Source organism: Methylocystis parvus (assembly GCF_049675845.1).
GTDB lineage: Bacteria > Pseudomonadota > Alphaproteobacteria > Rhizobiales > Beijerinckiaceae > Methylocystis > Methylocystis parvus_A.
Genome location: NZ_CP187161.1, coordinates 3932531 through 3946063 on the forward strand (window position 1 = coordinate 3932531; position 13533 = coordinate 3946063).

The window sequence follows — 13533 nt, forward strand, 5'->3', positions numbered from 1 at the left end:
GCAGGGCCGGGAGCGAGAGCTTCCGGCCTTTTTTATTTATCGCTCGTCTCCAGCGCTCAGCTTCGTAGCGAAATAGACGATCGTTCTGGCGTAAACCTGCGCCTTGTTCCATTCGAGGAAGACAGCGAAATTGGGTTCGCCTTCCTCCCACCCGACGCCCGTGCGCCAGCCATTGCCGCGCAGGAAATTAGCGGTCGACGCCAGCGCGTCAGGCCCGGACCTGATCAGGTCGCGTCGACCGTCGCCGTCGAAATCAACGGCGTATTTGAGATAGGAGGACGGCATGAATTGCGTCTGTCCGATCTCGCCGGCCCAGTCGCCGCGCATTTGCGACGGGGCCATGTCGCCCTGCTGAACGATGCGGAGCGCTTGCGCGAGTTCGTCCGTGAATTGCGCCGAGCGACGACAATCATAAGCGAGCGTCGCGAGGGCCTGCATCGTGCGAAAATTGCCGTTGTCCGCCCCGTAGCCGGTCTCCAGCCCCCATATGGCCACGAGCACCGGCCCCGGGACGCCATAGCGCGCTTCGAGCTGTCGGAAGAGTCCGGCGTGGCGCTGCAACAGCGCGCGCCCGCGGGCGAGGCGCGTCGGCGTGACGAGGCGCGCCGCAAATTTCTCGAAGCTCAGTTTGAAGACCCTCTGGCTCCTGTCCCGGGAGATGATCGCGCGGTCGTAGGCGACGCCCGAGAGCGACGCATCGAGCGTGCGTTCGGAGATCCCCTGGGCGACAGCTTCCCGCTTGAAATCGTCGAGCCAGGCGCCGAAGCCCTCGGCTGTATGTCCGCAAGCGGCGGCGTTGGCAGCGCTCGTGGACGCCGCTAGAACAAGCGCGCTCAAAACCATTCGAATGTTCATTCGCAAAAGACCCTCGCCTGCGTCGCTTGGAGCGCAATTTAAAGCGGCGGCAAGCGACGCGGCAAGGCGCGGATCCGTCAGACGCGGCGGTTGGCGCCAGGCTTCACCAATATGTCCATGTCAGGCTCGCCGCACAGTGCGAGGACGGCGTCGCGCGCCGTGTCGCGCAGCTTCAAAATGTCGGCGAAACCCGTTCCTTCCGGCCGTATCGGGGCGCCCATTTCAACGGCGAGCGGAGCCCAGCGCGGATACCATTGTTCGCCGCGCAGTATGGAGCGCGTCCCCCGCAGCGCGCCGGGGACGACGACGAGGTCGGCTTCGGCGGCGATCTTGAAGGCGCCGAGATAGAAGCCGGAGAGGCCCGCGCGCCTGGTGAAGGTGCCTTCCGGGAAGAGGACAAGATTGCGCCCGCTCCGCGCCGCCGCCACGAGCGCCTCGACATCCGAGATGCTTCCTGCAACGTCGAAGCGCTCGACGAACTGGACGCCGAGCCGGCGCAGGAACGGCCCCGCGAATATCTGCTTGGCGAGCTCCTTCTTGGCGATGAAGACCGGCTCGCCGGGGAGGGTCGCCGTGAGCAGAATAGCGTCCGCATAGCTCGAATGGTTGAAGACGAGCACGGCGCCGTCCTTGGGCAGCGAATCCAGTCCCGCCGTCGAGACAGGGATGCGCATAGCGGCGAGCGTCGCGCGGGCGACGCTTCTGACGAACGCCCAGCGGCGCGCGAGTCCCGGCAACGTCATGACGCCGATCCACGCCGCGGCGTAAGCGAGCGCCGCCACGAGCCACCACCACACGGCATAAAACGCGCTACCCGCTTGCGTCAGCAGACGGCGGAGCAGGGGAACAAATCCCGACAGCGCCAATCGCGACAATTGCAACCATACGGCTTGCCGGCGCGCGCCGAGCGCGCCTTGCTCGTAGAGCGCCTTCGCCGCGCTTCTGCGGATTTTGCCGCTGGAGGTTTTCGGCACGGCGCGAGGCGGCGCGAGCACGATCTCGTCCGCCACCGCGCCGCTGATGTCGCGCACCGCCTCCTGCGCCTTCGCCTCCAAAGCGGCGCGGGCGTTGGCGTCTGTCTCGCTCGTCTCCGCGACGACGATCACCCGTTCCGTCGCCGAGCGCGGGTCCGCCGCGCCGAAGACGGCGACGCAGCCTTTGCGAATGCCAGGAATGCGCGCGATGGCTTCTTCTATCTCCTGCGGATAGAGATGCTGGCCGGCGCGAATGATGATGTCCTTGATGCGCCCGGTGATGAAAATGTCGCCATTGGCCATATAGGCGCGGTCGCCGCTGTCCAGCCAGCCACCATGCAGAAGCTGGCGGGTTTTCAGCTCGTTGCGGAAATAGCCGGCGGTGGCGGAAGGGCCGCGAAACTCCAGTCGCCCTTCGCGCCTTTCGCCGACCTCGCGGCCGGCGTCATCGACGATTCGGATCTCATGGCCAGGCAAGGGTTGCCCGCTTGCGACGAACGCCATCGCGTGAGGATCGCCTTCGGCAGCAGGCTGCGCCGCGCCGCGCTTCATCAGCGCGTCCCGGTCGACGTGGTCGATGACGGGCGCGCGGCCTGCCGGCGGAAAAGCGAGGCCGACAGCGCTTTCGGCCAGTCCGTAAACCGGCGCCATCGCCTCGCGCCTGAAGCCGTAGCGCGCGAACTTGTCGCAGAAACGTTGCAGCGTGAAGACGCTGATCGGCTCCGCGCCATTCGCCACGAGACGCAGCGCGCCAAGATCGACGCCTTCCAGGCTCGCTTCGTCGGTCTTCGTCACGCAGAGCTCGAAACCGAAATTTGGCGATGCGCTCAGCGTCGCGCGAAAGCGGCTCAATGTGCGCAGCCAGTTGGCGGGACGGGCGAGGAAGCTCAGCGGCGACATGACATAAAGCGGAGCGGCGTAATAAAGGCTCCCAAGCCAGGCGCCGATCAGACCCATGTCGTGATAGAGCGGCAGCCAGCTCACGAAAACATCGGACGAGTTCGCGCCGATCGAGGCGCCCATGGCGCGGATATTGGCGAGGAGGTTGGCGTGGCTGAGCACGACGCCTTTCGGATCGCCCGTGCTGCCGGAGGTGTATTGAATGAGCGCCGTGCGCTTTTCGTCCTGGAGCGCGGGCAGTGAGCTCTCGGCGCTCGCGGCCAGCCTGGCGTAGCTTTCGACCGATTCAAGCGAATCGACCTGTGTCCGCAAAAGCGCGGCGAGGCTCAAACCTTCCGGCATGGTGATCAGGATGCGCGCGCCGGCGTTTTGCAGAATGCCCGCCTGCCGGCGCAGATGATCCTCGATCTGCGAGAGCCGCATCGGCGGATAGATCGGGACGGGCGCGGCGCCGGCGTATAGAATGCCGAAGAAGCTCGCGAAGAAATCGAGGCTCGTCGGCAGCATGATTGCAACGCGATCGCCAGGCTCGATGTCGCGTGCAATCAGACCAGCCGCGACGCGCCGCGCCTTGGCGGCAAGTTCGTCATAGGTGAAGGCGCCGATGACGGTGCGATCGTCTTCCAGAACGGTGAGATGAAGCCGCTCAGGGTGATGGTCGACATGCCATTCGAGCACATCGACAAGCGTGCGCGCTTGCGCGGGAGCGTCGGCTTTTGGCAATTGCGGCGCGGTCGGCGCGGCGCCGCCCATGTCTCGGATGACGCCGGCGGGCGTCCGTGCAAGCGCCGTCAGCAAATCCTTCACTGTTTCGGCCTGGCTCACGGCGTCGAAGGGGAGCCGCGTCGAGAAATTACGCTCGATGCGCGCGCTCAGTTCCGTGCGCGCCAGACTGTCGATGCCAAGATCCTGTTCGAGCCGGCTTTCGAGCGAAATCAGGAACGCGCCTCCCTGCTTTGGGCGAAGCTCCCGCAAGAGCCCTTCGATCAATGCGAGGAGAACGGCTTCCTTCGATGGGCCGCCCGACGATGCCTGCGCGTTGGGGCTCGTGTCCATCTCGCCGTGCGCCATTTATTCCGGCGCGCTTTCGGCGAGCGGCGTCACACGGCTCGCCTGCGGTCCCTTGTCTCCTTCTTCCTCGACAAAGTTCACGCGGCGCCCGGGTTGCAAATCGTCGAAGCCCGGCGCCGAGACGCTGTTGCGATGAAAATAGATTTCGCGACCGTCCTCGCTTTCGAGAAACCCGTAACCGTCCTCGCGCATCATTTGCGTCACGACGCCCGTCGGCGGCGACGCATGTTGCTTGATCTTGCCGCGCATGCGGCCGACCTCGTCCTGCAATTGCCGCTCGGCGCGGTTGAAGGCGTCGTTGAGCGCGAATTCGAAACGCTGAAAGCGCTCGTCCATGTGCGGCGTGTGCTCGACCGAGACGTCGCGACTGTCGGGCAGGCTGAGATAAATATGCACCTCGTAAAGCCCGCCCGTCTGATGGCGCCCGCTCGGCGCCTTGATCGCAACGCGGCACGCGGTCAACCGCCCGTAGCGCTCTTCGAGGCGCCCGATGTGCCGCTGGATCTCATCTCGAACGTTGTCGGAGGGCTCCATGCCCTGGAAATCGACTTGTGGCGCTGTTTCCATGTCGGCCGCTCCCTCGCTGTGGTCGGATGCCGCCTGATGTAAACTTAGGCCCCGTCGCGCCCCGGGACCAGCGCGGCGCTCGGTCGCGCTTGTGAGAGCCAGCTTCGCTTTCGGTTTCACTCATATAGAAACGCGACGACGCGCGCCGGCGCGGCGGACGCGCCTTTCAGCCGTAGTGGGAAAATTGCCACGTCGAAGCCATGACTGGGCAATTGATCGAGCCCGCGCAATTGCTCCATCTGCCAATAGGGCTTGCGGCGCCCGACGAGATGACCTTGCCAGAAAAGCGTTGCGTCGTTCGTCTCCTTGGCCGTCTTGATCTGGCGATGAAAGGGAAGATCCCAACCCCATTGATCCACGCCCATGACAAGAACGCCGCGATCGATCAGCCACTCGGTTGCGGCGGCGCTCATGCCTGTTCCGCTCTTCCAATATTCTCGCGTGCCCTGCAGCCTGTCGCGTCCGGTCCGGATGAGCGCGATTGCGCCTTTCTCCAGAACTGCTCCGCTCGCGGCGACGTTCGCCTCCATATCGGCGGCCGTGATTTCTTCGCCTTCTTCCTTGTGGCGCATGTCGAATACGACGCCGGGGCCGAAGCACAAATCGAGCGGCATTTCGTCGACGGTCGCGGGGCGGCTCCCATCCGCAAGGGTCGGGCCGTAATGCCATGGGGCGTCGATATGGGTGGTCGAGTGAACGCCCATTTTCGTGATCGTGTCGTCGCCCCATCCCGCGAAATCTTTCGGGAAGAGGCGGAAGGGCAGGCCCAGCGCGCGCACTAGCCACCTCGCTGTTCCATGCGCATGATGTTTGATCTTCACCCGCATGAAAAACGGATCTTCGCGGTTATAGGCGATCTCCTTGGAGAGATCGACGATCCGGCTGGGTCGAATCCGATTCATGCGCTATCCTCGCTGTCCGAATTGCTCGTCGTTTAATAAAGGCGGCGCGAATGAATGCAATGCATAAGCTCTTCCTGGCGGTCGCGCTGGTCGTGCTGGCGACCGCGCCGGCGGCCCTCGCCGCCGACAAGGCGGGCGGCCGCATCGCCGCGCGCGAAACGGTCTGGAAGCGTGTGGACTGCGGCCCCTATGGTCATCGCGGCCCTTGGGGCGGCTGTATTCCCGGCGGCGAATTCGGAGCCGGGAATTACTGGCTTCTGGGCCCAAATTATGTCGCCTCGCGGCCCTTCCTCGGTCCGCGTTTCTATGGCGCGCCGCCGACCGAAGCAGCCGCGCAGCGCGATTACGGGCCGGCCTATTGGGGCGCGCGGGACTATGGAATTCCAGCCTTTTGGTGAGCGGCTGCGGACGAGGTTCTTGGGAGATGGATGAAAGCTACGGCGGCTCCGCCGACGTCATCATGGTGCCAGCGCCGCGCGGCGGCGTCCGGCGGGGCGACCTTATTGTGATCGGCAAGCTATGCGGCGTCGCCGTCACGGCGGCGGAGGAGGGAGAGGAGGTCGAAGTCCTTTCGCAGGGATGTTTCGACCTCCCCAAGGACCGCTCAAAGCTCTCGCTCGGCGATCCCGCGCATTGGGACGCGGCGGCGCGGAAAATCACCGCCGCCGCGCCTGAACGCCCTCGGGTCGGCGTCGCCGTCGGCGATGCGCCCGAGACGGCAGAGATCGTGCGCGTGCGTCTCGACGGCGTTATTTTCTAAGGCTCGACGCAGGGCGCGTCAGCCAATGTCCACGCGGCAACCTTCATCGCTTTTCGTCAGCCGGACTTTGTCGCCGAGAAACGCTTCAAGCACGACGACATTCGTAAGAAAATGTTGTGTGGGCGCTCCCGTGACAAAGGCCCCGCCCGCGCCGAGCGCCATGGGCAGAAGCAACTGATCGGCAAGGTGCGCTCCGACCGGATGCGTGGCGCTTAGATAGGCATTCGCCTCGTCCGCGCATTCGGACGCGACGGTTTCCGCGCTCGCGCCGATGCGACCAAAGGCGACGCACACCTCCGTCACATGCTCATGCGCAATCGTCACGACGACGACGTTGCCCGGGCCTGTCGCGCGCGTCTCAGTCATGGCCTGAAGGCAATCCGCCGGCCAATCGAGCGCTGCGCGCAGGCGTGCGACTTCGCGTTGGGCGATCAGATAGGAAAGGTTGGACACGATGGCTTCGCCTTTCCGCGAGACGAGAGCGCCGCGCTCCGTCAAATGCAGAGCGCGCCTTTCTTGCGCCGCGTCTATCACAACCACGATCTCGCCGCCGCCCGCTGGATAATATCCGGGGCGCAATAGCGTCGCCTCGACGGCGAAGCCCATGCGCCGCAGCAACGGCAGAAAGGCGCGATCGATGAATTCGAAGGGCGGCGCCGCGAGATTGTTCGTGCCGCCCTGGATCGTCACGCGTGACGGCGCGCCTGCGAGCGCCAGCGGAACGAGCACGGTCTGCAGGACGAGGCTCGTCGAACCAGCCGAGCCGATATTGAAGCCATACTCGCCCGCGCGCACGGGGCCGGGCTCGAAAGACAAAGCCGTCGAGCCGACCTCCGCGCCTTGCGTCCGCGCGCCGCAGATTTCCGTCGCCGCGCGCACCGCCGCGAGATGCTGGCGCATCAGGCCCGGCTTCTTGCGGCCTGCGCGAATTTTATCGATGGCGAAAGGTTTCCCTGTCGCCATCGACAGGCTCAAGGCCGAGCGCAGGATTTGGCCGCCGCCCTCGCCGAGGGCGCCGTCGATCTTGATCATGTCGACACGCTCACCCCTTCACGCAAACGATCTGACGCAGCGTATGCACGATCTCGACGAGATCGGCCTGCGCCGCCATCACGGCGTCGATGTCCTTATAGGCCTTGGGCGTCTCGTCGATCACCTCGGCGTCCTTGCGGCATTCGACGCCGAGCGTCGCTGCCGCATGATCTTCCACAGTGAAGCGACGCTTCGCCTCGGCGCGCGACATCACGCGACCCGCGCCATGCGAACAGGAGCAGAAGCTTTCAACGTTGCCCCTTCCGCGCACGATGAAGGACTTCGCGCCCATCGAGCCGGGAATGATCCCCATCACGCCCTCCGCCGCGCGCACCGCGCCCTTGCGGGTCACGAGCACTTTCTCGCCGAAGTGACGCTCGCGCGCGACATAGTTGTGATGGCAGTTCACCGCCTCGAGATGCGCCTCGAACGGCTTTGCGATCACCTTGCGCGCCGCGTCGATCGCGTGGCGCATCATCACCTCGCGGTTGGCCATTGCGAAATGCTGCGCCCACTCCACCGCCTCGACATAATCGTCGAAGCTCTCCGTCCCCTCCGGCAAATAAGCCAGATCCTGGTCCGGCAGGTTGATGAAGTAGCGGCGCATCTCCTCCTTGGCGCGCTCGATGAAATAGGAGCCGATCGCGTTGCCGACGCCGCGCGAACCCGAATGCAGCATGAACCACACGCGGTCCTCCTCATCGAGGCAGACCTCGATGAAGTGGTTGCCCGTGCCGAGCGTGCCGAGATGGTTCGCCGTGTTCGCCTTCGCGAGCTTCGGGTGCTTGTCCACGATGCGCTTGAACCCTTCGTCGAGCGCCGACCACGCCTCGACCGTCGCCTCGGGCAATTCGCCCCAGGCGCCCTTGTCGCGCTTGTCGCGGCCGACCGTGCGGCCATGCGGCACGGCCTTTTCCAAGGCAGCGCGCAAAGGCGCGAGCGTATCGGGCAGGTCCGACGCCGTCAGCGACGTGCGCACCGCCATCATCCCGCAGCCGAGATCCACGCCGACCGCCGCAGGTATGATCGCGCCCTTCGTCGGGATCACCGAGCCGATGGTCGAGCCCTTGCCGTAATGCACGTCAGGCATAACAGCGAGCCATTTGTAGATGAAGGGCATACGCGCCGTGTTCAGGAGCTGCTCCTTGGACGAGTCGTCCACCGGCACGCCGCGCGTCCACATCTTCACCGGCGCGGCCTTGTGCGCCTTGGCCGCGTCGAACGTCTCGGCGAGAAAATCATAGGCGCGATCCGCAATCGTCTCCATCGGTCTATTCCTTTCTGAAAGCGCCTTCAGTTTGCCACGCTTTCGATTTCGCTTTTGTGCGCGAGCGCGCATGTTTCAACGGTGCGGCGACAAGGAGGAGCGAGACATGAGCTTCACCGCATCTTTTGACGCGCGGGCGGGGTCGAACCGCCTACCTCCCGGTTAAGGGCGCTCTAACCAATGTAGTCCCGCAGGCATTCGCCGCGTTGTTTGTTCCGTTGTTAGGGCTCGTGACGACAAGTCTTGACGAAACTTCCTTTTCGGTCGGCTCACGCCGCCCTTCATGGATCTGCTCTAACCGCTGAGCTACGGGCTTGCGCCCGGCGGGACTTGAACCCGCGACAAGATGTAGTTCCGTCGGCATTCGCCGCGATTGCATTCTCCTTCGATATCGGGGCGGCAAGGCCGCGACGACAAGTTTTGAACGAAACATTGCTCTTCGATAAGCGGCTTGCGCCGCTTTTCTCCGAGCCCCGCTCTACCACTGAGCTACAGGCTTTCGCCTGACGGGAGTCGAACCCGCGACCTGGTCGTTAACAGCGATGTAGTTTCATTCGGCATTCGTCGCGGCCAATTCCTTTCAAGCTGACGAGCCATGACGACAAGAGGCTTGCGCCCGATTGTCGAGAGGGGATTTGCGTTCCAGGCAATGTACTCCCGACCGCATTCGCCATGGCTCCTTTTCATCCGAGATCGATCTTCTCGATCTCGCCCACCCAATGCTCTGGATCGAGCTCGCCTTTCGCGAAGGCTGCGATCATGTCGAACACGGCGTCAGAGAAGCCGCCAATGTTCAAAATGTCCGCTCGCTCCGCCGCCTGCGTCGTGCCGTAAGGCTGGATGTCGATGCAGACGAGCTTGGCGTCGGGGTTCCGGCGCTTCAGCTTTTGCCACATCTCCATCGTCGCCGTTCCGCAGCCGCCCTCGCATGCGTCGACCCAGGACTCGTTGTCCGAGACATAGATCACGAGATCGACCTTCGCGCTCTCCTCGACGAGCTTCGTCAGCGGCGCCGAACAATTGGTTCCGCCGCCCCCAATCGAGGCGAGCTTCTGCGCGTTCGTCATCACGCTGTCGCGTGCGTTGAGACGCACGTCGACCACGTCGAAGTCGAAGGGCAGCACGCGCGTATCGGTGTTCGACCGCAGAAACGCCGCCGCTACGAGGCCGGCCACGTCGATGCAGCGCACCTTCGAGGTCGCGCCCTTGCGGTAGCCCGTCACGGACGACGACATCGAACCGGACACGTCCGGGCACACGACAACCTTCCCCTTCACGCGGGGAACGTTCGAGACCGCGGTTTCCATCGCATCCTGCAACGCCTCCTGCACCATGCGCGGAACCTTCTCATCCGCGGCGGCGTAAGCCGCCATCAGCTGATAGGGGAACACGCGCGCACGCTTGATCTCCGCAGGGTCGCGCAATCGCGCCGCCGCCTTGCGCGGGAACCACTTGACCTCGAACGCGTCGTGACGCGCGAAGGTGTTGAGGTTCATGCGCAGCATCTGCCAGCCCGCCTTCGACCCGATCGCCGCCCAATGCTCCTTCGTGAGAGGGAGCGCGGTCAGCATCTGGAACGGCACGTTCGGCGGCGCCTTTCCCGGATCGCGCTTGAACGCCTCGAATTCCTGCACGATCCGCGGCAGGATCGAAACGTCGTGGGGCTTCCCGATCAGATAGCCATAGAGCGCCTCGCGTTCCTTCGACTTCGGCTTGGGATGGACCATCTTGATCACATCGACGAGCGAGGGGTCCTGGCCCACCGCCGCGCGCATGATCTCGATATCCAACGCCGTTTCGAGCCAGTTGGCGACGAAACGCTTGGGTCGCGAGCCGAGAGACTTACGTCCCACGGCGCCCGAACGCATGATCTGCACGAAGCTGCGCAGCATCTTGCCGTTGTCGATCACGCGCGGGAACGCCTTCGAGAAGTCGTCCGTCTGCATGGTCGACAAGAGCGCGACGAGCAGCGCCGGCATGTCCTTCATGTGCCCGCGACGGCGCGCATAGACCGCCGTCTTGGCGATGAAGGCCGGATCCACGTCGAGCGCCGTCAGCAGCACGTCGTCGAGCTGGGTCCGCGCTTCCGCGTAGAAAGTGCGGTTCAGCGTTCCCGTCGCGGCGAGCTGCGCCAGCTTGTGGCGCGGCGTCAGCGCATAGGCGGGGCCGCCCGCTTCGTTTCGCGCATCCGTCTGGGGAAGCAGCATTCCGGCGATGGATGCGAACAGGGATTTGTTCGCCATGGTTCCGTTCCTTCTCGTTTTGACGGAACCTGTATTGCGACAGGCGTGCCAGAGCGGATGTCGTGCAGGAAAGAATATGTAACCATATGAAATAAAAAGATAAAAAAATTTCGCGGCTTCCCGCCATGGGCTTGTCGGCTCCGATAAAGCGAGATAAAAATATCTGAACTTATAAAAATGGATAAAACAGATGGCGCGGCCCCGGGTCGTCATCGGCTTCCTCGGCACCACCATGGACGCCGGCAAGGAAAATCGCTGGGAGCGTTGGCGGCCGACCGTCGCGCTCTGCCAGCATGAGGATTTTCTGGTCGACCGGCTGGAGCTCATTCACGACAACCACGCGACCGCGCTCGCCGAGCGCGTGACGGCGGATATTGCGCAGGTCTCCCCCGAGACGCGGGTGCGGCCGCATGTGATGAATTTCAAAGACCCCTGGGACCTCCAGGAGGTCTATGGCGCGATGCGCGATTTCGCCGACGCCTTTCCCTTCGACGCGGAAGCGGAGGACTACCTCGTCAACATCACCACCGGCACGCATGTCGCGCAGATTTGCTGGTTCCTGCTGGTCGAGGCGCATTACGCGCCCGCCAAGATCCTGCAACTCACGCCGCCAAAGCGCTGGCGACAGGGCGGGCCGGGCAAATACGACATCATCGATCTCGATCTGGCGCGCTACGACAGGATCGCAACGCGTTTTGCAGCCGAAAAAGCCGAGGCGACATCCTTCCTCAAATCCGGCATCGCGACGCGCAACGGCGCCTTCAACCGGATGATCGAGCGCATCGAGCAGGTGGCCGCGCTCTCCAAGGCGCCGCTGCTGCTCACCGGGCCGACGGGCGCGGGCAAGTCGCAGCTCGCGAGCCGCATCTATGAGTTGAAGAAGACGCGGCATCGCCTGAAGGGGCCGTTTGTTGAGGTGAACTGCGCGACGCTGCGCGGCGACGGCGCGATGTCTGCGCTTTTCGGTCACGCCAAGGGCGCCTTCACCGGCGCGCTTGCAGATCGGCCGGGTCTTTTGCGCAAGGCGGACGGCGGCATTTTGTTTCTCGACGAAATTGGAGAGCTGGGCCTCGACGAGCAGGCGATGATCCTGCGCGCCATAGAGGAGAAGCGCTTCCTGCCGCTCGGCTCCGACAAGGAGGCGATGAGCGATTTTCAGCTTATCGCCGGCACCAATCGCGATCTTTCGATCGACGTGGCGAAGGGCAAGTTTCGCGAGGATTTGCTCGCGCGCCTCAATCTCTGGACTTTCGAGCTGCCTGCGCTGAAGGACCGGCGCGAGGATATCGAGCCCAATCTCGATTTCGAGCTCGCGCGCTTCTCGGAACGCGAAGGCGCGCGCGCGACCTTCAACCGCGAGGCGCGCGAGCGCTATCTCGCCTTCGCCCGCTCCGACCGCGCGACGTGGCGCGCAAATTTCCGCGATCTGGGCGCCTCGGTGACGCGCATGGCGACATTGGCTCCGGCGCGGCGCATTACAGAAGAGATCGTCGTGGAGGAAATCGCGCGGCTTGAAGCGTCGTGGCGCCGTGGCGGAGTGGACGAGCCCGACGCGGCCTTGCGTGAACTGCTCGGCGATGACGCATTGGCCGACATCGACCTTTTCGACCGTGTCCAACTCGCGGCGGTCATCCGCCTTTGTCGCGCCCATTCCTCGCTCAGCGCGGCGGGGCGAGCGCTCTTCTCAGCGTCGCGCGCGCAACGCGCGAGCGTCAACGACGCGGACCGGCTGCGCAAATATCTTGCGCGCTTCGAACTGGACTGGAAGACGGTTTCCGGCAAATGACGCCGGCGCCTTATAATGGCGCGTCATGAGCGAGCGCGATCCGGCGAGCGGGGGCAGCGAGAAGGCGGGCGAGGGCGCGCGTTCGCGCAAGATCATTCATATCGACATGGACGCCTTCTACGCCTCGGTCGAGCAGCGTGACAATCCCGAGCTGCGTGGCAAGCCCGTGGCGGTGGGCGGCGCGAGAGAGCGCGGCGTCGTGGCGGCGGCGAGCTATGAGGCGCGCAAATTTGGCGTGAGATCCGCCATGCCGTCCGTGACGGCGCGGCGCAAATGTCCGGAACTCGTCTTCGTGAAGCCGCGCTTCGATGTCTATCGGCAAGTGTCGATGCAGATACGCGCGATCTTCGCCGAATATACGCCGGTCATCGAACCGCTGGCGCTGGACGAAGCCTATCTGGATGTGACTGACAATCTGAAGGGCATTTCCTCCGCGACGCAAATCGCCGAGGAAATCCGTGCGAAGATCAAGGCGGCGACGAGCCTGACCGCCTCGGCGGGCGTTTCCTACAACAAGTTTCTCGCCAAGATCGCCTCTGATTACAAAAAGCCCGACGGCCTCTTCGTCATCACGCCGAAGATGGGGCCGGTCTTTGTCGAGACGCTGGAGGTTGGGCGCTTCCACGGCGTCGGTCCGGCGACGCGCGAGAAGATGAATCGGCTTGGCATCGAGACGGGACGCGATCTCAAGGCGCAGACGCTTGCTTTTCTGCAAGAGCATTTCGGGAAGGCTGGCGCTTACTATTTCTCGATTGCGCGTGGCGTCGACGAGCGACCCGTGCGCGCCAACCGCATCCGCAAATCCATTGGCGCGGAGAACACTTTTTTCGAGGATTTGTTCACCTACGACGCGGCGCGCGCCGCTCTGGAGCCGATCCTCGCGAAGGTTTGGCGCGCGATCGAGAACGGGCCGGTGCGCGGTCGCACCGTGACTCTCAAGGTGAAATATTCGGATTTCCGCCAGATCACCCGCGCCCGCACATGCGAGGCGCCCATCTCATCGCTGCAGCAATTCGAGGAGGCGGCCTTCTCGCTGCTTGGCCCGGTGTTTCCGGTGGAGAAGGGAATCAGGCTTCTGGGCGTGAGCCTGTCGTCGCTCAGCGAAGAGACGGCGAAAACGCAAGAGCAGTTGACGTTGGAAATATGAGAGCGGCGGCGCGCGGAAGCGCCGCCGTC

Annotated in this window: 11 protein-coding genes; 4 read left to right on the forward strand and 7 right to left on the reverse strand. The window is 64.1% G+C overall.

Annotation, left to right across the window (positions count from 1 at the left end):
* Positions 1-36: 36 nt before the first annotated feature.
* The 4 genes from ACPFMJ_RS20280 to ACPFMJ_RS20295 all read right to left on the reverse strand — a co-directional run bounded on the left by ACPFMJ_RS20280 (position 37) and on the right by ACPFMJ_RS20295 (position 5269).
* On the reverse strand, positions 37-843 hold the full coding sequence (locus ACPFMJ_RS20280; protein WP_424361688.1) for a lytic murein transglycosylase: 807 nt from the start codon (positions 841-843) through the stop codon (positions 37-39).
* Between the two features lie 89 nt (positions 844-932).
* Entirely contained in the window at positions 933-3800 is a 2868-nt protein-coding gene (locus ACPFMJ_RS20285; protein WP_424361689.1) for an AMP-binding protein, read from the reverse strand.
* Complete coding sequence (locus ACPFMJ_RS20290; protein ID WP_424361690.1) at positions 3801-4367, reverse strand: cold shock domain-containing protein; 567 nt, start codon at positions 4365-4367, stop codon at positions 3801-3803.
* Positions 4368-4483: 116 nt separating this feature from the next.
* Positions 4484-5269 (reverse strand): cyclase family protein, encoded by a 786-nt coding sequence (locus tag ACPFMJ_RS20295; RefSeq protein WP_424361691.1) that lies wholly within the window; start codon positions 5267-5269, stop codon positions 4484-4486.
* A gap of 50 nt (positions 5270-5319) precedes the next feature.
* Here ACPFMJ_RS20295 and ACPFMJ_RS20300 point away from each other — a divergent pair, with 50 nt between their 5' ends.
* Together ACPFMJ_RS20300 and ACPFMJ_RS20305 are read left to right on the forward strand one after the other, a co-directional pair.
* Positions 5320-5667 carry a hypothetical protein gene (locus tag ACPFMJ_RS20300; protein WP_424361692.1) on the forward strand — a complete coding sequence of 116 codons (348 nt, stop codon included), beginning with the start codon at positions 5320-5322 and terminating at the stop codon, positions 5665-5667.
* 26 nt (positions 5668-5693) lie between these two features.
* The gene (locus ACPFMJ_RS20305) at positions 5694-6029 is read left to right on the forward strand and encodes a capsid cement protein (RefSeq protein WP_424361693.1); all 336 of its coding nucleotides are present in this window, start codon (positions 5694-5696) and stop codon (positions 6027-6029) included.
* An 18-nt stretch (positions 6030-6047) separates the two neighbouring features.
* Here the strand turns inward: ACPFMJ_RS20305 and rtcA are convergent, their stop codons facing one another.
* The 3 genes from rtcA to ACPFMJ_RS20320 all read right to left on the reverse strand — a co-directional run bounded on the left by rtcA (position 6048) and on the right by ACPFMJ_RS20320 (position 10571).
* On the reverse strand, positions 6048-7061 hold the full coding sequence (gene rtcA, locus ACPFMJ_RS20310; RefSeq protein WP_424361694.1) for an RNA 3'-terminal phosphate cyclase: 1014 nt from the start codon (positions 7059-7061) through the stop codon (positions 6048-6050).
* 10 nt (positions 7062-7071) lie between these two features.
* Complete coding sequence (locus ACPFMJ_RS20315) at positions 7072-8328, reverse strand: RtcB family protein (protein WP_424361695.1); 1257 nt, start codon at positions 8326-8328, stop codon at positions 7072-7074.
* 683 nt (positions 8329-9011) lie between these two features.
* Positions 9012-10571 (reverse strand): RNA-binding protein, encoded by a 1560-nt coding sequence (locus tag ACPFMJ_RS20320; protein ID WP_424361696.1) that lies wholly within the window; start codon positions 10569-10571, stop codon positions 9012-9014.
* Between the two features lie 190 nt (positions 10572-10761).
* Between ACPFMJ_RS20320 and rtcR the strand changes: the two genes are divergently transcribed.
* Both rtcR and dinB read left to right on the forward strand, forming a co-directional pair.
* Positions 10762-12357, forward strand: a complete 1596-nt coding sequence (gene rtcR, locus ACPFMJ_RS20325) for an RNA repair transcriptional activator RtcR (RefSeq protein WP_424361697.1) — start codon at positions 10762-10764, stop codon at positions 12355-12357.
* 25 nt (positions 12358-12382) lie between these two features.
* On the forward strand, positions 12383-13504 hold the full coding sequence (dinB, locus tag ACPFMJ_RS20330) for a DNA polymerase IV (protein ID WP_424361698.1): 1122 nt from the start codon (positions 12383-12385) through the stop codon (positions 13502-13504).
* The last annotated feature ends 29 nt before the right edge of the window (positions 13505-13533 follow it).